This is a genomic window from Cedecea davisae DSM 4568 (assembly GCF_000412335.2).
GTDB lineage: Bacteria > Pseudomonadota > Gammaproteobacteria > Enterobacterales > Enterobacteriaceae > Cedecea > Cedecea davisae.
In genome coordinates this window covers 4,081,638-4,103,492 of the sequence record NZ_KE161030.1, presented here as the reverse complement: position 1 = coordinate 4,103,492, position 21,855 = coordinate 4,081,638, and the positions used below count along the sequence as shown (strand labels likewise).

General features: G+C 53.9%; 18 protein-coding genes and 1 tRNA gene. 10 read left to right on the top strand and 9 right to left on the bottom strand.

The window, feature by feature from the left end; translation table 11 throughout:
• Positions 1 to 91: 91 nt before the first annotated feature.
• Positions 92 to 544, top strand: a complete 453-nt coding sequence (locus HMPREF0201_RS18660; RefSeq protein WP_016538319.1) for a DUF1198 domain-containing protein — start codon at positions 92 to 94, stop codon at positions 542 to 544.
• 46 nt (positions 545 to 590) lie between these two features.
• Here the strand turns inward: HMPREF0201_RS18660 and HMPREF0201_RS18655 are convergent, their stop codons facing one another.
• The 4 genes from HMPREF0201_RS18655 to pepA all read right to left on the bottom strand — a co-directional run bounded on the left by HMPREF0201_RS18655 (position 591) and on the right by pepA (position 6,145).
• Positions 591 to 1,103 carry a GNAT family N-acetyltransferase gene (locus tag HMPREF0201_RS18655; protein WP_172568933.1) on the bottom strand — a complete coding sequence of 171 codons (513 nt, stop codon included), beginning with the start codon at positions 1,101 to 1,103 and terminating at the stop codon, positions 591 to 593.
• 118 nt (positions 1,104 to 1,221) lie between these two features.
• Positions 1,222 to 4,077, bottom strand: coding sequence for a valine--tRNA ligase (locus tag HMPREF0201_RS18650; RefSeq protein ID WP_016538317.1), 2,856 nt, complete (start codon positions 4,075 to 4,077; stop codon positions 1,222 to 1,224).
• 6 nt (positions 4,078 to 4,083) lie between these two features.
• Positions 4,084 to 4,542 (bottom strand): DNA polymerase III subunit chi, encoded by a 459-nt coding sequence (locus HMPREF0201_RS18645; RefSeq protein ID WP_016538316.1) that lies wholly within the window; start codon positions 4,540 to 4,542, stop codon positions 4,084 to 4,086.
• Between the two features lie 91 nt (positions 4,543 to 4,633).
• Complete coding sequence (gene pepA / locus HMPREF0201_RS18640) at positions 4,634 to 6,145, bottom strand: leucyl aminopeptidase (RefSeq protein WP_016538315.1); 1,512 nt, start codon at positions 6,143 to 6,145, stop codon at positions 4,634 to 4,636.
• A gap of 274 nt (positions 6,146 to 6,419) precedes the next feature.
• On the opposite strand from pepA, the gene lptF reads away from it, so the two are divergent.
• Both lptF and lptG read left to right on the top strand, forming a co-directional pair.
• Entirely contained in the window at positions 6,420 to 7,520 is a 1,101-nt protein-coding gene (gene lptF / locus HMPREF0201_RS18635) for an LPS export ABC transporter permease LptF (RefSeq protein WP_016538314.1), read from the top strand.
• On the top strand, positions 7,521 to 8,600 hold the full coding sequence (lptG, locus tag HMPREF0201_RS18630; RefSeq protein WP_016538313.1) for an LPS export ABC transporter permease LptG: 1,080 nt from the start codon (positions 7,521 to 7,523) through the stop codon (positions 8,598 to 8,600).
• Positions 8,601 to 8,770: 170 nt separating this feature from the next.
• Here the strand turns inward: lptG and HMPREF0201_RS18625 are convergent, their stop codons facing one another.
• Complete coding sequence (locus HMPREF0201_RS18625; RefSeq protein ID WP_016538312.1) at positions 8,771 to 10,000, bottom strand: amino acid permease; 1,230 nt, start codon at positions 9,998 to 10,000, stop codon at positions 8,771 to 8,773.
• Positions 10,001 to 10,229: 229 nt separating this feature from the next.
• Complete coding sequence (locus tag HMPREF0201_RS18620; protein ID WP_016538311.1) at positions 10,230 to 11,732, bottom strand: helicase HerA-like C-terminal domain-containing protein; 1,503 nt, start codon at positions 11,730 to 11,732, stop codon at positions 10,230 to 10,232.
• A gap of 139 nt (positions 11,733 to 11,871) precedes the next feature.
• On the opposite strand from HMPREF0201_RS18620, the gene HMPREF0201_RS18615 reads away from it, so the two are divergent.
• A complete protein-coding gene (locus tag HMPREF0201_RS18615; protein WP_016538310.1) occupies positions 11,872 to 13,512 on the top strand; it encodes a dihydroxyacetone kinase subunit DhaK in 1,641 nt (546 codons plus the stop codon).
• Between the two features lie 32 nt (positions 13,513 to 13,544).
• Here the strand turns inward: HMPREF0201_RS18615 and ahr are convergent, their stop codons facing one another.
• From ahr to HMPREF0201_RS18600, 3 genes are all read right to left on the bottom strand, one after another.
• Positions 13,545 to 14,564 carry an NADPH-dependent aldehyde reductase Ahr gene (ahr, locus tag HMPREF0201_RS18610; RefSeq protein ID WP_016538309.1) on the bottom strand — a complete coding sequence of 340 codons (1,020 nt, stop codon included), beginning with the start codon at positions 14,562 to 14,564 and terminating at the stop codon, positions 13,545 to 13,547.
• Between the two features lie 83 nt (positions 14,565 to 14,647).
• Positions 14,648 to 15,226: a class I SAM-dependent methyltransferase gene (locus HMPREF0201_RS18605; protein ID WP_016538308.1), complete on the bottom strand. Its 579-nt coding sequence runs from the start codon at positions 15,224 to 15,226 to the stop codon at positions 14,648 to 14,650.
• Positions 15,226 to 16,233 (bottom strand): HNH endonuclease domain-containing protein, encoded by a 1,008-nt coding sequence (locus HMPREF0201_RS18600; protein ID WP_016538307.1) that lies wholly within the window; start codon positions 16,231 to 16,233, stop codon positions 15,226 to 15,228. Before HMPREF0201_RS18600 ends, HMPREF0201_RS18605 begins: the two co-directional genes overlap by 1 nt.
• Before the next feature lie 264 nt (positions 16,234 to 16,497).
• Between HMPREF0201_RS18600 and HMPREF0201_RS18595 the strand changes: the two genes are divergently transcribed.
• From HMPREF0201_RS18595 to dbpB, 6 genes are all read left to right on the top strand, one after another.
• Positions 16,498 to 16,582, top strand: a tRNA-Leu gene (locus HMPREF0201_RS18595).
• A 186-nt stretch (positions 16,583 to 16,768) separates the two neighbouring features.
• Entirely contained in the window at positions 16,769 to 18,013 is a 1,245-nt protein-coding gene (locus HMPREF0201_RS18590; RefSeq protein ID WP_016538305.1) for a tyrosine-type recombinase/integrase, read from the top strand.
• Positions 18,014 to 18,115: 102 nt separating this feature from the next.
• Complete coding sequence (locus HMPREF0201_RS22730) at positions 18,116 to 18,349, top strand: hypothetical protein (protein ID WP_071704117.1); 234 nt, start codon at positions 18,116 to 18,118, stop codon at positions 18,347 to 18,349.
• 203 nt (positions 18,350 to 18,552) lie between these two features.
• Positions 18,553 to 19,404: a hypothetical protein gene (locus HMPREF0201_RS23230; protein WP_167344802.1), complete on the top strand. Its 852-nt coding sequence runs from the start codon at positions 18,553 to 18,555 to the stop codon at positions 19,402 to 19,404.
• A gap of 52 nt (positions 19,405 to 19,456) precedes the next feature.
• The gene (gene dpdA, locus HMPREF0201_RS18580; protein WP_187371112.1) at positions 19,457 to 20,728 is read left to right on the top strand and encodes a tRNA-guanine transglycosylase DpdA; all 1,272 of its coding nucleotides are present in this window, start codon (positions 19,457 to 19,459) and stop codon (positions 20,726 to 20,728) included.
• Positions 20,725 to 21,852: a DGQHR domain-containing protein DpdB gene (gene dbpB / locus HMPREF0201_RS18575; RefSeq protein ID WP_016538301.1), complete on the top strand. Its 1,128-nt coding sequence runs from the start codon at positions 20,725 to 20,727 to the stop codon at positions 21,850 to 21,852. Before dpdA ends, dbpB begins: the two co-directional genes overlap by 4 nt.
• Positions 21,853 to 21,855 lie beyond the last annotated feature (3 nt).

The following is a 21,855-nucleotide window of genomic DNA, read 5'->3' as shown; positions in this document are numbered from 1 at the left end:
AAGTGATTGCGGTATACTGCATGAAGTCCATGAAAAAATATTGCCGGTTGCTGACGGCAAAATAAGCTTAGGCAGTCGGGAATCTTACTTCATGATTTGGTTAATGTTGGCTACGCTGTGTGTGGTGTTTGTTGTAGGGTTTCGGGTGCTTACGTCTCATTCCCGGCGGGCAATTCGTCGGCTAAGTGAGCGGCTGGGGATCGATGTGGTGCCGGTTGAGTCGATGATCGATCAGATGGGGAAAGCGCAAGGCGACGCGTTTTTGCAGTATTTGCATCGCCCCGATGAGTCTCATCTGCAAAATGCGGCTCAGGTCCTGCTTATCTGGCAAATCGTGATTGTGGACGGCAGCGATCAAAATTTACAGCAGTGGCACCGTAGGCTGCAAAAGGCCAGGCTGGCGGCCCCGGTGACCGATGCTCAGGTGCGCCTTGCGTTGGGGTTTCTGCGCGAAATAGAGCCAGACTGGCCGGAGATTAACGCCTTCCAGATGCGCTATAACGGTTATTTCCAGCCGGAAGACGGCGTGCACTGGCTGCATTGATGCCAGCAGCCCGGCAGAACGTTGTTTTCTATTGAAAGCGCTGTGATTACAGCGCCTTGAGCATAGTTACTTCGCAGTCCACATGCCCGGTACAGCCGAGCGGAGCAGGAATATGCTCGAACCCCAGATGCTCGTACAGGCCAACGGCTTCTTTCAAAAATGCCGTAGTTTCCAGATAGCAGCGGGTAAACCCTTCGGCGCGGGCAAACTCCAGCGCCTGTAACGCGAGCTTTTTCGCCAGCCCTTTACCGCGAACCACCGGCAAGAAATACATTTTTTGCAGCTCGCAGATATCCGGCTCGCTACATGACAGCGGGGCGACGCCGCCGCCTCCCACCACTTCGCCATCAATCTCAACGACCCAATAAGCATGCTGAGGCTTGCTATACAGCTGGTACAGCTCATCAAGGTTAGGGTCGGCAACGGTATAGCCTTTGTCGGCGGTCAGGCCGTATTCGGCAGAAACCTGACGAATAACCCGGGCGATGGCCGAATTATCTTCGGCGGTAATCCGGCGCAGCTGGAGCTTCACGTCAACCGGAGCAGTGGTGTTCATCATGTGACTCATAAGCTTAGGAAGGATAAAGGGAGTTAATAGCACTTCATGAAGGAGGGTGCAAGTTGCGCAAAAAAAACGCCCCGCACGGAGACGCGGGGCGGATAGAGCAGCTTAACGATTACAGCGCGGCGATAACGGCCTGCTGTTCAATCAGCTTAGCTTTGGCGTCTGCAAAACCTTCGAGACGCTCGCGCTCTTTGGCTACTACGTCAGCCGGGGCGCGGGCCACAAAGCCTTCGTTAGAGAGCTTGCCTTCGATTTTGCCAATTTCGATTTCGATTTTGGCCACTTCTTTAGCCAGACGCTCAATCTCAGCGGCTTTGTCTACCAGGCCTGCCATCGGGATCAGCAGTTCTGCGCCGTCGATAATTTTGGTCACGGAAACCGGGCCTTTATCGTCAACAGGCAGAATAGTGATGCTTTCCAGGCGAGCCAGGTTCTGCAGGAAGGTACGGTTGTCGGTTACGCGACGAATCGCTTCGTCGTTGCAGCCGCGCAGCAGCACTTCCAGGCGTTTACTCGGCGCGATGTTCATTTCGGCACGAATGTTACGCACGGCGGTGATGACATCCTTCAGCCATTCGGTATCGGCAAATGCCGCTTCATCAACCTGAGAAGCATCATAAGCCGGGAACTCTTGCAGCATGATGGTATCGGCGGTGATGCCTTTCAGCACTTTCACGCGCTGCCAGATGGTTTCCGTGATGAATGGAATGATCGGGTGCGCGAGACGCAGCAGGCCTTCCAGCACGTTCACCAGCGTATTGCGGGTGCCGCGCAGCTCGGCTTCAGTACCGCCGTTCATGACCGGCTTGGTCAGTTCCAGATACCAGTCGCAGAACTGGTTCCAGGTGAACTCATACAGGATGTTAGCGGCGATATCGAAGCGGTAGCTGTCCAGCGCTTCGCGGTACGCTTTAACGGTGCGGTTGAACTCGGCCAGGATCCACCGGTCCGCCAGGGAGAGCACCAGCTCGCCGCCGTTGAAGCCGCAGTCCTGCTCTTCGGTGTTCATCAGCACAAAGCGGCTGGCGTTCCAGAGCTTGTTACAGAAGTTACGATAGCCTTCCAGGCGCTTCATATCCCAGTTGATGTCGCGGCCGGTAGAGGCCAGCGCCGCCAGGGTAAAGCGCAGGGCGTCGGTGCCGTGCGGCTCGATGCCGTTCGGGAATTGCTTCTCGGTGCGCTTGCGGATTTTCTCCGCCAGCTGCGGCTGCATCATGTTGCCGGTACGTTTTTCCAGCAGGTCTTCCAGCGAAATGCCGTCAACCATGTCCAGCGGGTCGATAACGTTGCCCTTGGACTTGGACATCTTCTGGCCTTCGTCGTCTCGGATAAGGCCGGTCATGTAGACGGTCTTAAACGGAACCTGCGGCTTGCCGTCTTCATCTTTGATGAAGTGCATGGTCAGCATGATCATGCGGGCAATCCAGAAGAAGATAATGTCGAAGCCGCTGACCATCACGCTTGTCGGGTGGAAGGTGCGCAGCGCTTCGGTGTTTTCCGGCCAGCCCAGGGTGGAGAAGGTCCACAGTCCGGAGGAGAACCAGGTGTCCAGCACGTCTTCGTCCTGGTTCAACGCTACGTCGTCGCCCAGGTTGTTCTCGGCGCGAACTTCCGCTTCGTTACGGCCAACGTAAACGTTGCCTTCTGCGTCGTACCAGGCCGGGATACGGTGGCCCCACCACAGCTGGCGGGAGATACACCAGTCCTGAATGTCGCGCATCCAGGAGAAGTACATGTTTTCGTACTGCTTAGGCACGAACTGAATGTCGCCCTGCTCAACGGCTTCTACAGCTACTTTTGCCAGCGGAGCGGTGCGCACGTACCACTGGTCGGTCAGCATAGGTTCGATAACCACGCCGCCACGGTCGCCGTAAGGTACGGTCAGGTCGTGAGGTTTGATTTCATCCAGCAGACCCAGTTCATCGAACTTAGCCACCACGGCTTTACGCGCGGCAAAACGTTCCAGCTTCTGGAACTCTGCCGGGATGTCGGACGCGTAAACGTCGGATTCTTCGCCGTTGGTATCAAACACTTCTGCCGCTTCGCGGATATCGCCGTCGAAGGTCAGAACGTTGATCATTGGTAACTGGTGGCGGCGGCCAACTTCGTAGTCGTTGAAGTCGTGCGCAGGCGTAATCTTCACGCAGCCGGTGCCTTTTTCCATGTCGGCGTGTTCGTCACCAACGATTGGGATGCGGCGGTTAACCAGCGGCAGGACGATGAATTTGCCAATCAGGTCTTTGTAGCGCGGATCTTCCGGGTTAACGGCCACGCCGGTGTCACCGAGTACGGTTTCCGGGCGGGTGGTGGCGACAACCAGGTAATCTTTACCGTCGGCGGTTTTTGCGCCGTCGGCCAGCGGGTAGCGCAGGTGCCACATGGACCCTTTGGACTCGCGGTTTTCAACTTCCAGGTCGGAAATTGCGGTGCGCAGTTTCGGGTCCCAGTTTACCAGGCGTTTGCCGCGGTAGATCAGGTCTTCTTTGTACAGGCGAACGAACACTTCTTTCACCGCGTTGGACAGGCCTTCGTCCATGGTGAAGCGCTCACGCTCCCAGTCTACGGAGTTACCGAGACGACGCATCTGACGGGTAATGGTGCCGCCGGACTCCGCCTTCCACTGCCAGATTTTTTCGATGAACGCATCGCGGCCGTAATCGTGACGGGTTTTCCCCTCTTCGGCGGCAATTTTACGCTCAACAACCATCTGGGTCGCGATACCGGCGTGGTCGGTGCCCGCCTGCCACAGGGTATTTTTGCCCTGCATGCGCTGGTAACGGATCATGGTGTCCATGATGGTTTGCTGGAAGGCGTGACCCATATGCAAACTGCCGGTGACGTTCGGCGGTGGGATCATGATGCAGAAGCTTTCCTGGCTGGTGTCGCCATTCGGTTTGAAGTAGCCCTGCTGTTCCCAGTGCTCGTAAAGCGGCTGTTCGATATCTTGCGGGTTATATGTCTTTTCCATTGTCTGCTATGTCGTTCCCGGCGGGGTGTAAGTCGCCGTAGTCAAGTGGAAACCAGCAACGCGATACGCTTTATAGCGTTCACGGGCCAGTTGTTTCTGAGTGTCTTCGTAAGGTACGAAGTCTATCACTTCCAGGAAAGCGGTGGCAAAATCTGCGAACTGCGGCAGCAGGCTAATCAGAATATCCCTCGGGGCGCTGCCGCGGCGCTGGGGCCATGCCAGTTCAACCGGCGCGCCGTAGCGCGGGCCTTCACCGGCAAGGTTATGCGGCACGAAGGCATGCGCATCGCGCTGCCAGAGCGCTTCATCGAGGCGAATCGCCTGTTGCTCGTCCTCACAGGCAATCAGCACCCGTTTACCGGCCCGAAATCCATCTGCAGCCAGCTCGCACACCAGCTGTTCAACGGCGCTCAGCCCTTCGGCGTGCGTGTCGTTGTCCAGCAGGTAAAACGTCGCGTTTTTCATGAGACCAGCTTTTTAAGTTGAATGTTGTTGCCCCTCACCCTAACCCTCTCCCTTCCAGGGAGAGGGCCGGGGTGAGGGTAAGTCTTACAAATTATTCTTCGCCGTTAAACCCGGAGCGGTTCAGCAGGAACTGAGACAGCAGGGCGACAGGGCGGCCAGTTGCGCCTTTTGCCTTGCCGGAACGCCATGCGGTACCGGCGATGTCCAGGTGCGCCCAGTTGTACTTGCGGGTAAAGCGGGACAAGAAGCAAGCTGCGGTAATCGCGCCGCCAGGGCGGCCACCGATGTTTGCCATGTCTGCGAAGTTAGAGTCCAGCTGATCCTGGTATTCGTCGCCAATTGGCAGACGCCACGCGCGGTCACCAGCCTGCTCGGAGGCGCTAATCAGCTCGTGAGCCAGCGGGTTGTGGTTGGACATCAGGCCGGTGATATGGTGGCCGAGAGCAATCACACACGCGCCGGTTAGCGTAGCCACGTCGATAACCACTTCTGGTTCGAAGCGCTCAACGTAGGTCAGTACGTCACACAGAACCAGGCGGCCTTCGGCGTCGGTGTTTAACACCTCAACGGTCTGGCCGGACATGGTGGTCAGTACGTCGCCCGGGCGATAAGCGCGGCCGCCAGGCATGTTTTCACAGCCCGCCAGCACGCCAATCACGTTAATCGGCAGGTTCAGTTCGGCAACCATACGCATCACGCCGTAGACCGAAGCCGCGCCGCACATGTCGTACTTCATTTCGTCCATGCCTTCGGCAGGCTTGATGGAGATACCGCCGGAGTCGAAGGTCAGGCCTTTACCCACCAGCACAATCGGACGAGCGTCTTCAGAAGCATTGCCTTTATATTCGATAACCGACATCAGCGATTCGTTCTGAGAACCGGCCCCTACCGCGAGGTAAGAGTGCATGCCCAGCTCTTTCATCTGCTGCTCACCAATCACGCGGGTCACCACGTTTTTGCTGAACGAGTCCGCCAGCTGGCGCGCCTGGGAGGCGAGGTAACCGGCGTTACAGATGTTTGGCGGCATGTTGCCGAGATCTTTCGCTGCCTTAATGCCGGAAGCAATCGCCAGGCCGTGCTGAATCGCACGTTCGCCGCTGGTCAGTTCGCGGCGGGTTGGCACGTTGAACACCATTTTACGCAGCGGGCGGCGTGGCTCGGTTTTATTGGTTTTCAGCTGGTCGAAGCTGTACAGCGACTCTTTAGCCGTTTCAACCGCCTGGCGTACTTTCCAGTAAGTGTTGCGGCCTTTAACGTGCAGTTCGGTCAGGAAGCAGACGGCTTCCATCGAACCGGTATCGTTAAGCGTGTTGATTGTTTTCTGAATCACCTGCTTGTACTGGCGCTCGTCGAGCTCGCGCTCTTTGCCGCAGCCGATCAGCAGAATACGTTCAGACAGCACGTTAGGTACGTGATGAAGCAACAAGGTTTGCCCCGGTTTGCCTTCCAGCTCACCACGACGAAGAAGCGCGCTGATGTAGCCATCGCTGATTTTATCGAGTTGTTCTGCGATCGGGGACAGGCGACGCGGTTCAAAGACTCCCACAACGATGCAGGCACTACGCTGTTTCTCGGGGCTACCGCTTTTTACACTGAACTCCATGCACTACGCTCCTGAATCTTAAAGACAACGGCGGGGGCTACAGGCTAGAATTGCAAGCTTTCGTAACTCATCTCCGCTGTTGCGATGACTTCGTGTTAATCTTAACGAATGGATTTACGTTTTCTATTAGGTCTAAACATCGCCCTGTCAGGCGACTTCGCCAGGCTATCTAATCTTAGCGATGTTTTCGACGACTAAAGAGAATAAATGACGTATAAGCGATGAAACAAGCGATTTTCCTGCAAAAAGACTCGTTTCCACAGGCGTATTTAATGTGATTATCATAAGATATCTGGTTCGGGAGACGCTGAAGAGCCAACTGGCGATCCTTTTTATCCTGCTGCTGATTTTCTTTGCTCAGAAGCTGGTCAGGATCCTGGGCGCCGCGGCTGACGGCGAAATTCCGACAAACCTCGTACTTTCTCTGCTTGGATTAGGCGTGCCTGAGATGGCGCAGCTAATTCTTCCCCTGAGCCTGTTCCTCGGCCTGCTCATGACGCTTGGGCGTTTGTATACCGAGAGCGAAATCACGGTAATGCATGCCTGTGGTCTGAGTAAAGCAGTACTGGTAAAAGCAGCGATGGTACTCGCACTCTTTACCGGCATTGTGGCCACGGTCAACGTGGCGTGGCTCAGCCCGTGGTCGGCACGCCACCAGGATGAAGTGCTGGCCGAAGCCAGGGCTAACCCGGGTATGGCGGCGCTGGCACAGGGCCAGTTCCAGACGGCGACCAACGGCGGCGCGGTGCTGTTTATCGAAAGCGTTCAGGGCAAAGAGTTCAAAGACGTCTTCCTGGCTCAGACCCGCCCGAAAGGGAGCACTCGTCCTTCGGTTGTGGTGGCGGACTCCGGCCAAATCTTCCAGCGCCCGGACGGCACGCAAATAGTTAAATTAAACAGCGGGACCCGCTTCGAAGGCACTTCGGCGCTGCGCGATTTCCGTATTACCGACTTTAAAGATTACCAGGCCGTGGTGGGCCACCAGGCGGTGATGCTTGACCCGTCCGACACCAGCCAGATGAGCACGCTGGATCTGTGGAAGAGCCCGGAGCCCGCGGCCCGCGCGGAGCTGCACTGGCGCCTGACGCTTATCATGTCGGTCTTTATTATGGCGCTGATGGTGGTGCCGCTCAGCGTGGTAAACCCGCGCCAGGGCCGCGTGTTGTCTATGCTGCCGGCGATGCTGCTTTACCTGGTGTTCTTCCTGCTGCAAAGCTCGCTGCGCTCCAGTGGGGCAAAAGAGAAGCTTGATCCGATGATTTGGCTCTGGACGGTTAATGTGGTTTACCTGGCGCTGGCCGTCGTGCTGAACCTCTGGGATACGGTAGCGATGCGTAAACTGCGCGCCCGCTTTAGCAACAAAGGAGCGGCTTAAATGTTTGGCGTACTTGACCGTTATATCGGTAAAACCATCTTAAACACCATCCTGATGACGCTGTTTATGCTGGTGTCGCTGTCGGGGATTATTAAGTTCGTTGACCAGTTAAAGAAAACCGGGCAGGGCTCTTATTCTGCGGCTGGCGCGGGGATGTACACCCTGCTCAGCGTGCCGAAAGATATTCAAATCTTCTTCCCGATGGCGGCGCTGCTTGGCGCGCTGCTGGGGCTGGGGATGCTGGCTCAGCGTAGTGAGCTGGTGGTGATGCAGGCTTCGGGCTTTACCCGCATGCAAATCGCCTCTTCGGTGATGAAAACTGCTATCCCGCTGGTGTTGTTGACCATGGCGATTGGTGAATGGGTTGCGCCTCAGGGCGAGCAGATGGCGCGTAATTACCGCGCACAGATGCTGCTTGGCGGATCGTTGCTCTCCACCACGAATGCGATTTGGGCGAAAGACGGCCATGACTTCGTGTATATCGACCATGTGAACAGCGATACAGAAATTGCGGGGATCATGATTTACCACTTCAACGGCGAGCGCCGCCTGCTTTCCGTGCGCAATGCTGCGGCCGCGAAGTACGACGCCGAACATAAAGTCTGGCGGCTGTCGCAGGTTGAAGAATCAAACCTGACCGACCCGAAACAAATCACCGGCTCGCAAACCGTGAGCGGCGAGTGGAAGACCAACCTGACGCCGGACAAGCTTGGCGTAGTGGCGCTCGACCCGGACTCGCTGTCGATAAGCGGCCTGTATGATTACATGAAATATCTGAAGACCAGCGGCCAGGATTCAAGGCGTTACCAGTTGAATATGTGGAGCAAGATTTTTGCCCCCGTATCGGTGGCGGTGATGATGCTGATGGCGCTTTCGTTCATCTTTGGCCCGCTGCGTAGCGTGCCGATGGGCGTGAGGGTGGTGACGGGGATTAGCTTCGGCTTTATTTTCTACGTGCTGGATCAGGTGTTTGGCCCGCTGAGCCTGGTGTACAACATCCCGCCTATTATCGGTGCATTGCTGCCTAGCGTGTCGTTCCTGCTGATAAGCCTGTGGATGTTGATGAAGCGCTCGGGCTAAGTTTTTACCCTCACTCTAACCCTCTCCCTAAAAGGGAGAGGGGATCTTCCTGATAATACCTGTTCTTTCTTTTCCCCCTCCACTTAAAAATGGAGAGGGGATCTTGCTGATAACACGCTGTTTTTCTTTCCTCCCTCGCCCCTTTGGGGAGAGGGCCGGGGTGAGGGGAATCAGTGAATAAACATCACCGACACGCACAGCACCCCAACAATAAGCGTCAGCAGATTAGCCAGCGAACGCCACGGCTTAAGCGCGGGAACCAGATAAGTTGAAAGGGTGGGCATAATAAACAGGATCAGGGCGATAAGCGGCCCGCTGATGGCGTAAATCATCGCCAGCGCGTTCGGATTGATGTAGCACACCACGAAGGTCACGGTAGAAATCAGCGCGATAGAAAGCGCCCGGCAGAAAGCCCGGCTTTTGCTTACTCCCGCAGCCCCCAGCGTTGACTTAACAATCGCAGCCGCACCCTCAATAACCCCAAAATAGGTGCCAAGGAAAGACTTGGACATCGCCACCACGGCGACCACAAAGCCCGAAATACCCAGCCACGCAGGCGTGCCCGGCACCATCGACAGCGCGGACAAAATCGTCACGCCCTGAGCTTTGGCCGCCGCAATTTCCTGAGCAGGAATAGACAGGAAGCAACTGAAGACAAAGAACAGCACGCTGGCACAAATCACAAAATAGGCCACGCGCATGATCTTCTTGCTGTTATGCATCGCGCCTTCGCCGTGGCTTTCACGCTGGGCGATGGCAAAGGTGGAGATAATTGGCGTATGGCTGAAGGCGAACACCATGACCGGAATCGACATCCAGATCTCACCCAGCGCGTGCCGGTCGAGGGTCAGCCCTTCGGTGAGCAATGACATATGCCAGCTGCCGGAGAGATAAACCGAGAGAAACAGGAAGTAGGCAATCAGCGGGAACACCAGGAAGCCCATCACCTTGATGGTGATTTGGCGGCCCATCAGGAAGATAAGGTTCAGCGCGGCGACCACGCCAAGACTGACCATCACCCTTGTGCCGGTGGTAATCGCCATATGCTTGGCCAACTGCTCCGTAAGGGAGTTGGTTATCGCCACCGCATAAATCAGGATAACGACAAAGAACGCCAGGAAATACAGCCCGGTTATCAGGTTGCCGATGGTTTTGCCGTAATAATGGGTGACGGCGCTGGTAATGCCTCCGCTGCCCGAGGTTTTAGCCGACAGGATAAACTGGCATAGCGCCCGGTGTGGCCAATAGGTCAGCGGGTAGGCAATTAGCGCGGTGAGCAGGAGAACAATTGCCCCGGCAGAGCCGAGCTGAATGGGGAGGAAAAGGGTGCCTGCGCCAACGGCAGTACCATATAAGGCGAAACTCCACAAAGTTTCTTCTTTTGTCCAGAATTTACGCATTATCTAATTATTTCTTCTGACTGATTTCCAAAAACGGGCGTAATCTAGCACAAAATTGCCCCTGTGAGGCATGTGGCTGTTATTGCAGGGTTTATTACCCTCACCCCGGCCCTCTCCCTGGAAGGGAGAGGGGGAAATAAAGCTGAGGCTGCTCAATGGATTGGGTAGAAAGAGAAAATCCCCTCTCCCTTGAGGGAGAGGGTCAGGGTGAGGGGGGAAATTGCGAACTCTACCGTTTGCGGCCGCCCATAATACTCCCGAGCACTCCGCGAATAATCTGGTTAGTCACCTGTCGCGCCGCGCTCTTCGCCATGGTCTGCACCACGCCGTCGTGCTTGCCGCCGCGCGGGCCGGTGGTGCCGAACAGAATATCTTTCAGCCCGCCAAAAACGCCGCCGTCCGCCTCTGCGGGCTGGCCCTGCACCGGAGGCGCACCTTGCTTGTCTCCGGCGGCCTGCACGCCTCTCAGCAGCATTTCGTAGGCGGAATCTCTGTCTATCACTTCATCGTATTTGCCGTAGAGCGGGGAGTGGTTCAGCAGGCCGTTGCGTTCGTCGTCGGTGACCGGCCCCATTCGCGAGCAAGGAGCGATGACCATCGCTCGTTCAACTACCGTCGGGGTGCCTTTTGCATCCAGAAACGAAATCAGCGCCTCGCCGGTGCCCAGCTCCTGAATCGCTTTTTCCGTGTCGAACGCCGGGTTGGCTCGCATAGTCTGCGCCGCCGCTTTCACCGCCTTCTGGTCTTTTGGGGTAAATGCTCGCAGCGCGTGCTGAACGCGGTTGCCGAGCTGTCCGAGCACCATGTCGGGAATGTCTGCCGGGTTTTGCGTCACGAAGTAAACGCCCACTCCTTTGGAGCGGATCAGGCGGATCACTTGCTCGATTTTATCCAGCAGCACCTGCGGGGCGTCGTTAAACAGCAGGTGCGCTTCGTCGAAGAAGAACACCAGTTTTGGTTTATCCAGGTCGCCCGCTTCCGGCAACTGCTCGTAAAGCTCCGACAGCATCCACAGCAGGCTGGCGGCGTAGAGCTTCGGCATCTGGTAGAGCTTTTCCGCTGAGAGAATATTGATGACGCCTTTGCCGTTTTCGTCGGTGCGCATCCAGTCTTTAATCTCCAGCATCGGCTCGCCGAAGAAATACTCCGCACCTTGCTGCTCAAGCGACAGCAGCCCGCGCTGGATGGCCCCGACGGACGCGCTGTTGATGTTGCCGTACTGCGTCTGGAAGGTTTTGGCGTTGTCGCCCACGTACTGGGTGAGTGCCCGCAGATCTTTAAAGTCCAGCAGCGGCAGACCCTGGTCGTCCGCAACGCGGAAGATGATTTGCAGCACGCCGCTTTGTACCTCGTTGAGATCAAGCAGGCGCGCCAGCAGCAGCGGGCCAAGGTCGCAGATTGTGGCGCGCACCGGGTGGCCTTTTTCCCCGAAAATGTCCCACAGCACTACCGGGTTGCCGTGCGGCGACCAGTCGGTAGCGCCTATATTGGCAAGCCTTGCGAGCAGCTTTTCTGACTCCGCGCCTTCTTTAGCTACGCCGGTTAAATCGCCCTTCACGTCGGCCATAAACACCGGCACGCCTATCTCTGAGAACGACTCGGCAAGCTTCTGTAAGGTGACGGTTTTGCCGGTGCCCGTTGCGCCGGTTATCAGCCCGTGGCGGTTGGCCATATTCGGCAGGATGTGCAGTTCTGTTTCTTTGGTTCTGGCAATCAACAGTGGTTCAGTCATGAGCTTTTCCCTGGGGCAACATTTCTTCTTAAAGCATAGCCTTCCGCACGAATAGAGCATCGGGATCTTCTCATGTTTACCTCACCGGCCCGGCAAAGGGCTATGCTATGCAAACCTCTTAAAAAATACAGGGAGTGCTATGTCCAGATTCTTTTATGACGACCGCAAACAGCTGGTCAACGACGCCATCGAAGGCGTGATTATCAGTTCCCGCTACCGCAACCTGACCCGGCTGGACATTGACCCGGCCATCCGCGTAGTGGCGCGTAACGACTGGGATAAAAGCAAAGTGGCGATTATCTCCGGCGGCGGCTCCGGCCATGAACCGGCCCACGTTGGCTTTGTTGGCCGTGGAATGCTGACCGCCGCAGTGTGCGGGGACCTGTTCGCCTCGCCGAGCGTGGACGCGGTACTGAACGCGATTGTGGGCGTAACCGGCGACCGCGGCTGCCTGCTGATTGTGAAAAACTACACCGGAGACAGGCTCAACTTTGGCCTGGCCGCAGAGAAAGCCAAAAAACACGGCCTGAAGGTGGAGATGGTCATCGTCGGGGACGACATCTCGCTGCCGGACAACAAGCAGCCGCGCGGCATTGCCGGAACGGCCTTGGTCCACAAAATTGCGGGCTTTGCCGCCGAGCAGGGCAAAGCGCTGAGCGACGTGCGCGACATCGCCCAACAAGCCTGCGACAGCCTTGCCAGCATGGGCGTGGCGATGCAGACCTGTAACCTGCCGGGCAGCGACGAAGAAGAAGGACGCATTAAAGGCGGCCACGTCGAACTTGGGCTGGGCATTCACGGGGAACCGGGCGCCAGCACCGTGGAGACGCAGAACAGCAAACAGGTGATTGCCACTCTGGCTAAGCACCTGCGCAAAGCCACCGGCCAGGAGAGCGACCTTGCGGTGCTGATCAACAACCTCGGCGGTGTTTCTTCCCTCGAGATGGCACTCCTGACCAAAGAGCTGATGCACTCCGACCTTGGCTCACAAATTAAATACCTGATTGGCCCCGCGCCGTTGGTCAGCGCCCTGGATATGAAAGGATTCTCGCTTTCCGCCATTAAACTCAACCCGGAATTTATTAAGGCGCTGGAGTCCGATGTTGAAACCGCCGGCTGGCAGCCGATGGTGAAATACCACAAGATGCCGGAGCAGAAGCAGAGCGCCATTCGCGAAGGTAGCGAAGTAAAAGCTTCTGCCAATGATGAAGTCAAAGCTCTGGTGGCGAGCGTAACCAGAACGCTTATCGACCAGGAAAGCCACCTTAACGCGCTGGACGCCAAAGTGGGCGACGGCGATACCGGCTCGACCTTTGCCGAAGGCGCGCGCGACATCGCGAACCTGAACGAAAAAGGCAAACTGCCGCTTAACGACGCCGCCGCGCTGCTGGGGCTGGTGGGCGAGCGGCTGGCAACCGTAATGGGCGGCTCCAGCGGCGTGCTGATGTCGATATTCTTCACCGCAGCCGGGCAAAAAGTGGGCGAGAAAAAACCGCTGGCAGAGTCGCTGCTGTTTGGCCTGGAGCAGATGAAACGCTACGGCGGCGCGGACCTGGGTGACAGAACGCTGATAGACGCCCTGCAACCGGCGCTGGAAGCCCTGAGGGACAAAGATCTGAAGGCCGCCGCGAAGGCAGCAGAGAAGGGCGCGGACGACACGGCGAAGATGCAAAAAGCCAACGCCGGGCGCTCGTCCTACGTGAACAGCGGCAACCTCGAAGGGGTGAAAGACCCCGGAGCAGTCGCCGTAGCGGCGGTATTTGCCGACCTGGTTAAATAACTGAAAAGGCTCCCTCGGGAGCCTTTTTTACATCAGAAATCTGACTTGAGTACCACGCGGTAGCGGGCTTTGCCGTCGCGCACATGCTGTATGGCTTCGTTGATTTTTGACATCGGGTACAGCTCGATTTGCGGCTGAACCTTCGCCCGGCCTGCCAGCTTCATCAGGGAGCGCAGTTCGTGCGGGGAGCCGGTTGCCGACCCGGAGATGCTGCGGTCTCCGGCAATCAGGGTGAAGGCCGGGACCTCGAACGGCTTCATTACCGCGCCAACGGTATGGAAGTTGCCGCCGTAGGCCAGCGCTTTGAAGTACGGCATCCAGTCGAGATCGACGTTTACGGTGTTGATAATCAGGTCGAACTGGCCTGCCAGAGCGGTTAACGCCTCCGGGTCACGGCTGTTGACGACTTTATCCGCGCCCATCGCCAGCACTTCTTCTTTTTTGGACGGGTTAGAACTAAACGCCGTCACCTCGCAGCCCATGGCGTGCAGCAGCTTAATGGCGATGTGCCCCAGGCCGCCGATGCCGATAACGCCCACTCGGCTGGTGGCGGTGATGTGGTGCATCAGCAGCGGTTTGAACACCGTGATGCCGCCGCACAGCAGCGGCCCTGCGGATTCGATGTCGATGGAGTCCGGCAGCGGAATGACCCATTGCCAGTCTGCGCGAATTTTATCGGCGAAGCCGCCGCGGTTCATAATGGTGGCGGTGCTGCCTTGCTGGCAGTTGATCTGGCTGCCGCTGATACAGGCGTCGCAGTGGCCGCAGCTGCGGGCCGTCCAGCCGATGCCCACGCGTTGGCCAACCTTCAGGCCTTTATTCTGCGCCGCTGAACCCAGGGCGTGTACGCGACCAATCACCTCATGCCCGGCGACCAGCGGGTACTGCGAAAAGCCCCATTCGTTGTCGATCATCGACAAGTCCGAATGGCAGATGCCGCAATAATCGACCTTAACTTCTACATCCTCCGGCAGCAGATCGCCTGCGTCGAAATCCTGAAGCTCCAGCTCCGCACCGGCCTTTGGCGCGGCATAACTTTTGATAACAGACATTCGCTCATCCTCTGTGTTGGCACTGCAACCAGTTTAGAACATCTGGCGGGTGGGACCTGTTGGCGTGAAGTGCTGTGGGGTGGTTATTGCTTCATAACCAGACAATTCAGCCACTTTTCATCCCTGCCGGGGCGAACGTCCTGGGTTATCCATTGTTCGATGACGGCAACGGTGGGCTGGCCTGCCAGCAGTGCAGCCAGCCTTGTCTCGTTGATGTCCGTAAACGTGCGGCCTTCCTGCTCACGCTCGCCTTCGCCATATTTAAATGAGAAGTACCAGATACCGCCCGGCTTTAAGGCCGCCGCCAGCTTATGCATTACGCCGGGCAGCTCCGCAAAAGGCACATGCAGCAGCGAGGCACAGCACCAGATGCCGTCGAACTCTTCCTGCTCGTTTACTCCGGCAAAGGTCATCTGCTTTACCGGCAGGCCGCTGTGCTCCTGCGCCAGGGCGACCAGCTCGGAAGAGGCGTCGAAGGCTTCAACCCGGTAACCCAACTGTTTAAAGGCCAGCGCATCCCGGCCTGAACCGCACCCGGCGTCCAGCACTTTTGCGCGGGCAGGCAGGTGGCGGGTAAAGGCTTTATGCAGGGGAGACATATCGACATTGACCGTGCCGTCGAAGAAGGTCTGAGCGTGGGTCTGGTAGTAGTTTTGGCTCATCAGAATGTTGCCTCTGCTTCCGTTTCGGGTTTCCAGGTATGAAACGCCCGCTCGTTTTTAACCGTCTCCCAGTTTACTTTGAGGAAGGCGAGGCGCTGTGCGGGGCTTTTACCGGTTTGCTGCACAATGGTCTGGTGCAGCGGAAGCTTACTCTGAATGAAAAATTCGTTCCTGGTGTTCAGCCGCTCCAGATAATTTATTTCTGCCAGGCGCGAAGATTTGTGGCTGTTACAGCTTTTGCAGGCCAGAACCAGGTTCCACACGCCGTTGATATTCGGCACGTAATTCCGGCCCGCCCACGGGATGAAGTGGTCCACGTCTGCGAGCTGGCTATCGCCCGGTTTGATGCTTATCGGCCTGTAGCAATAGAAACAGGAGCCTTTCTGGTAGCCGTTGATACTGTCCCGGCAACTGGTGATATTGACCCGGCGCTCGTTCACTTTGCTGAATAACAGGTTGTCTTCTGCGCTGTATTCGACGGCAACGAGGTTGGTGGAAATGCCCGCCGCCCAGGCGTGTTCAACAAGACGCCAGCGCGCTTCCGTCTCGATAATCAGGTTCTGGTACTGGTGGCGTTCGGTAAGCCGGTAGAAGTTATCCGTTAGCCGAATGCCTTTATGGGTTTTGCGCTCGTCCAGGAAGAAGCGTTTATCCAGCCCCGCGAAATTCACGTTGTGGAAGGCATCGATCACGTTATTGAAGCCGTCTCGCACTGTGGCTTCCTGGAGCGTGCTTAGAGTGACTTCGCCCCGGTTAAATTGCTCGCAGACGGCCAGATACTTGCTGCTGGCGGAGGTGATTTGCTTTGGGGCATTGAGCAGGTGCCTGCACAGGTGCTGGCTGAACGGGAGCGCCAGGGCCTCCAGAGTAACCAGGTCGCTGCCGGATTTATCTATCTCATACAGGGCGTGCGCGAGGGCGAATTTGTAAGATGCGACGTTCTTCCCAAAAAGGATAACGCCGCGCCAGTAGTTTTCGAGCGCACGATCGTGCTGGATGAAATCCATACGTGTCCTGTTACGGTTTGGCGGTGCAAGGGAGTGGGTTTGAGAAGACGTAACAGGATCACATAACAAATGAAAGCCGATGTAAACCGCAGAACGATAGATTTGCTGAATGTGTGAGGCGAAGGAAGCGCGAATCAGGCGGAGCAGGCTGTGGCGCACAGCAGCGCTGAAAAATGCAGCACTTAACGCCAGTTACGCGCCGCGCCGCTTGCATGGCGGCCAGCGACAGGTATAATCCACAACGTTTCCGCATACCCCTTCAGTGCCGAAGTGGCGAAATCGGTAGACGCAGTTGATTCAAAATCAACCGTAGAGATACGTGCCGGTTCGAGTCCGGCCTTCGGCACCAAAAGCATGTAAATGGACCTCAACTGAGGTCTTTTTTTATGCCTGAAATCCAGTATTTACCCATCATTCCCGCTATATTGACTCTCTCAAGGTCAACCGACTTCAACGTACATCTACCAACACATGTTGGTACAGATGATGGTATTTCCGGTTCGATAATGCTTGTACCAACAGGGAGGGGATAAGCATGGCTCTAACAGATATCAAAGTCAGAACAGCCAAGCCAATGGATAAGCAATATAAGCTGACCGATGGCAACGGTATGCATCTTCTCGTCCACCCAAATGGTTCAAGATACTGGCGTCTGCAGTACCGCTTTGGCGGGAAGCAAAAGATGCTGGCTTTAGGTGTTTATCCTGAAGTGTCTCTTGCAGATGCCAGAGCTCGTCGCGATGAAGCACGTAAGCTTTTGGCAAACAGCATTGATCCGGGAGACAAAAAGAAAAATGACAAAGTTGAGCTGGAAGAAGCGCGCACTTTTGAACAGCTCGCCGTTGAGTGGCATGCCACAAATAAAAAGTGGTCGGAAGAACATAGTCGGCGGGTGCTGAAAAGTCTGGAGGACAACCTCTTTCCCGCCATTGGCAAACGTAACATTGCTGAACTTAAAACGAGAGATCTGTTAGCGCCAATCAAAGCCGTAGAGATGTCTGGACGTCTTGAGGTGGCTTCACGGTTGCAACAGCGAACTACAGCAATTATGCGTTATGCCGTACAGAGCGGTTTGCTCGATTACAATCCCGCGCAGGAGATGGTTGGTGCCATTGCTTCAAGTAACCGGCAGCATCGACCAGCATTAGAGTTGAAGCGTACTCCTGAACTCCTTCAGCGCATTGACAGTTATACCGGTAGGCCTTTGACTCGTCTTGCCGTTGAGCTAACCCTCTTGGTCTTCATTCGTTCCAGTGAACTGCGTTTTGCTCGTTGGTCTGAGATCGATTTTGAAACATCAATGTGGACCATACCCGCAGAGCGCGAGGCTATTGAAGGGATAAAGCACTCCCAGCGCGGCTCAAAAATGCGTACACCCCATTTGGTGCCGTTATCTCGTCAGGCGTTAGCAATCCTTAAACAGGTACACAAACTTAGTGGCGATCGCGATTTTGTTTTCATTGGCGATCACGACCATCGCAAACCGATGAGTGAGAACACGGTGAACAAGGCTCTGCGCGTTATGGGTTATGATACCAAGGTAGAGGTTTGTGGGCATGGTTTCAGGACGATGGCATGTAGTTCATTGATAGAATCTGGATTGTGGTCGAGGGATGCGGTTGAACGGCAGATGAGCCATATGGAGCGTAACTCTGTACGTGCGGCTTATATTCATAAGGCCGAGCATCTGGATGAGCGCAGACTGATGCTGCAGTGGTGGGCTGATTTTCTTGATGTGAATCGGGAGAAGACTGTTAGTCCTTATGACTTTGGCAAGTAGTCTAGTTCCTGATGCTTGCTATGTTCAAATTTGGTAAGCCGGCTTGAACTATAATCAATACTTTTTTATAACTGTATTATTCAAGCGACTCTAAGGTGAACTATGAAAACTTTCGATGCCCAACTTGCGATGAGCATTGTATCGCACTCAACTGGAGGTTTTAGTTACGATACTCTTGCTAGAGCCTTGATTTCTAAAAATAAAAATGAAAATCCTGACATCCTTCTTGAGTCATGTCGAAGCTTTTGTTTATCTCTTGAAGAAAAAGGCATTTTGAGACGATGCCACAGATGTACTCATTCTCAAGATGAGTATTTCGAGTATATTTCTCACTAACATCAGTCCCTGAAAATTTTTTCAGGGACTGATGACTCCGTTCTTGTCATCCCCTTTTTTCTCCTGTAGCTTGTGTAACACGATTCTGGGGGGCGATTGTGAACAATATCAACTTAATAACAACATGTACAAACGGCAAACACTACGGTAGTAGGGATATATTGAGTCTGAGTCAATTTTCATCAGGCCGAACCCCTTCAGATGTGCTCGTGAATTCTTGGTGCAATGCTCTGAATGAAGCCATTTCTACATCTGTAACTGTATGTACAGAGGATCTTTATAAAGGTGGGCACTGGGCGACGGCTAAAGCTATTTTAGATAATTATCCTATTGATTTATGGATTCTTTCTGCTGGTTTAGGTCTCCTTCACCATAAAGACAATGTTGTACCTTATAAAGCGACCTTTGCTGTTGGATATGACGAATCAATACCATTGTATTCTCAAGAATATGTAGGGAAAAGTTTTCATAGAACATGGTGGAAAGAAATAACCAATAGATCTATTTTTAAATCTAAGCATCCTACATCAATTGTAGAGTTAATGAAAAAAAGAAAAAAAGACTATTATATCATTTGTGGTTCTCCAGATTATATTAATGCAATTGAACTGGATATCATTAATGGTCTTGAATATCTGGTTGATGCAAAAAAACAACTGATTGTTATAACTTCCAAAAAAATCAATAGTAGGCTGAATGCATACCTTTTCAAAACCAATCAAAATATAGCTCAGTGGTTGAGATGTAATATGCTTATGCTTAATATCAGCGTGGCAAAATACATTGTGAAAGAATTTACGTCAAAACAACTTAATGATTTAAATGAGTTATCTCAGAAGTTAATAGAAGAATTCAAGGCGTTACCTGAGCGTGAAGTGAAAAAAGGAATTCGTCGTAGCCCGGAGGAAGTTAAGTCTTTCATTTTAAAACTTATGGAACAAAATCCTGGTATCAGTGCAACACATGCATTGCGTGAATTTCGTGACTCGGGAAATTCATTTGAGGAAAAACGTTTTCGGGCTGAGTTTAAGGCCCTGAGAGAGGCTAAACCTTAATGCTACTTGCCTGGGTTTCATGGTAGAATCCCCAGCTTTTTGAGGCTTTGCAGTGGCGTCACAGGAGAGTAAGTTTTTGAAGCTAAAGTATTTTTTCCCTGATAGTCAGGATTTTATCGATCCCAGTTTCGACTTCCTCCGCGAAACACGTAACGAACATCGCGTGCGCCAACGTGACGATCATTATCCGCATGAGGTTTTTCCTCATCCTTACGATGGTATGCTGGTTTCTAAAGCTGTAGTCGATGGTCTTGGCGGTGGCGAGAGCAAATATACCCGTGCCCAGCGTTTGCGTTACTTCCGTAATGGAATGAAGCATTTTTTCCGCCTGCCGGAAAATATGGAAACTATGGGTGATTGCGGAGCCTTCACCTATGTTAACCAAGATGTCCCGCCATACCGTGTGGAAGAGGTGATTGAGTTCTACGAAACTTCCCGATTCAACCATGGTGTTTCTCTCGATCATATCGTGTTTGGCTATGAAAAACCTGGTGAGGTATTCAGTGGCGAAGTATTGGCTGAGTGTCGCCGACGCCAGGATATCACGCTGACCTTGGCTCAAGAGTTTTTAAACAAGTCTCAAAAGTCCTGTTTCACTCCCTTTGGTGTCGCACATGGATGGAGCAAAACCTCTTACCGTCAGTCTGTAGAGGCTCTGCTGGCCATGGGATATAAAAATATCACCATGGGGGGGATGGTGCCGTTGAAAACGACGCAGATCCTTGAGACTCTCGAAGAGATTAAGCCGTTGCTGAAAAGTGATACGCGTGTCCACTTGCTTGGCATTGCCCGTCCAGAAAGTTTCGCCGACTTTATCAAGTTTGGTGTGACCAGTATTGACTCGACTACACCTCTGCAGCAGGCCTTCAAAGATCGGAAAAACAACTATCATACGCCTGATGGCCCGGCCTATACCGCTGTGCGTGTCCCTCAGTTTGATGCGAATCCAAGTTTGAGTCGCAAAATTAAATCTGGCGTGATTGATCAGGATATTGCACGGCATCTTGAAAAGAATGCCATGAATGCCCTGTTCGAATACGATAAAGGGGCTTTGTCCCTTGATAAGGCGCTGGAAACAGTACTGGCATATGAACGTCTTCATTCGGGCGAGAAAGAAGCCGAAAAAATCCGTGCTGACTACGAACGTACGCTGGGTGATCGTCCATGGAAGCAATGTAAGTGCAATATCTGCAAGGCCATTGGCATCAACGTCATCATTTTCCGCGGCGCAGAACGTAACCGTCGTCGTGGTTTCCACAATATTCAGGTGCTGTACAGTCGCTTACAGCGGACTTTGTCACAACGCTCAGAGGAATTGTCATGAGTGAATATCGTGTTCCTGCCTTGCGAATTAGACAAGGGGAAGAGAGGCAACTTTACAGCCTCGCGATAGAAGGTAAACAGATCAGTAAAATCGCCGCAATTTCTCGTATCCGTCGCGGCGAGGAGAATCTGATTGGCTATCAACGCCCAGAAGTACGTAACCATATTCGTGAAATTCAGCGTTATATTGAGAGTGCGAATCCGATGATCCCTAATCCGGTGATTATCGCTTTTGATAAACGTGTACGCTTTGAGCCGCTGTCAGGTCAAGGGGATATGGGATATCTAGTGATTCCATTTTCTGAAGAACAGGACTTTGAGAAACCTGGCTTTATTGTTGACGGGCAGCAACGTACGGCTGCTCTGCGAGACGCAGAAATTGATTCATTTATGATGCCGGTCTCGGCATTTATAGCCAATGATGCCGAAGAGCAGCGTGAGCAGTTCATGCTGGTTAACTCCACAAAACCGTTGCCCAAAACGTTGTTATACGAACTGGCACCGCATACCCACGGTCGTTTGCCATCCGATCTGCAAATGCGTAAGTTTCCTTCACTGCTAACTCAACGACTGAACTTCGGCGAAGGTCCACTTGCAGGGCGCATCAAAACGGCGACCAACCCTGATGGGGTTATTGCTGACAACTCGATGATCAAAATGATCGATGCCAGTCTTCGTGAGGGAGCATTGTATCGCTTTCGTGACCCCGCGACAGGGTTGGGGGATGAAGGGAAGATGGTGAAACTGCTGAATAACTTCTGGTCGGCTGTGGAAACTGTGTTTACTGATGACTGGGATAAAAAGCCTCGTTATTCCCGCTTGCTACATGGCGTTGGTATTCTTGCGCTTGGCAGCTTGATGGATGAAATCGATCAGGTTCATCAGGACTATAAAGGTGAACCAGGCTGGACTGATATCCCTTCCTATACTCGTTTTGTCGAAGAGTTAAACCGTATTAAGCCGCTTTGTGCATGGAGTAGTGGCGTGTGGAACTTCGGCACAGATGTTGATGGTCAGCCTATTGTTCGTAAATGGAATGAACTGCAAAATCTTTCAAAAGATATATCTTTGGTTACTGATTATCTTGTAACCAGCTATATAAAGACGGCAAACGCAAACATCTAAAAA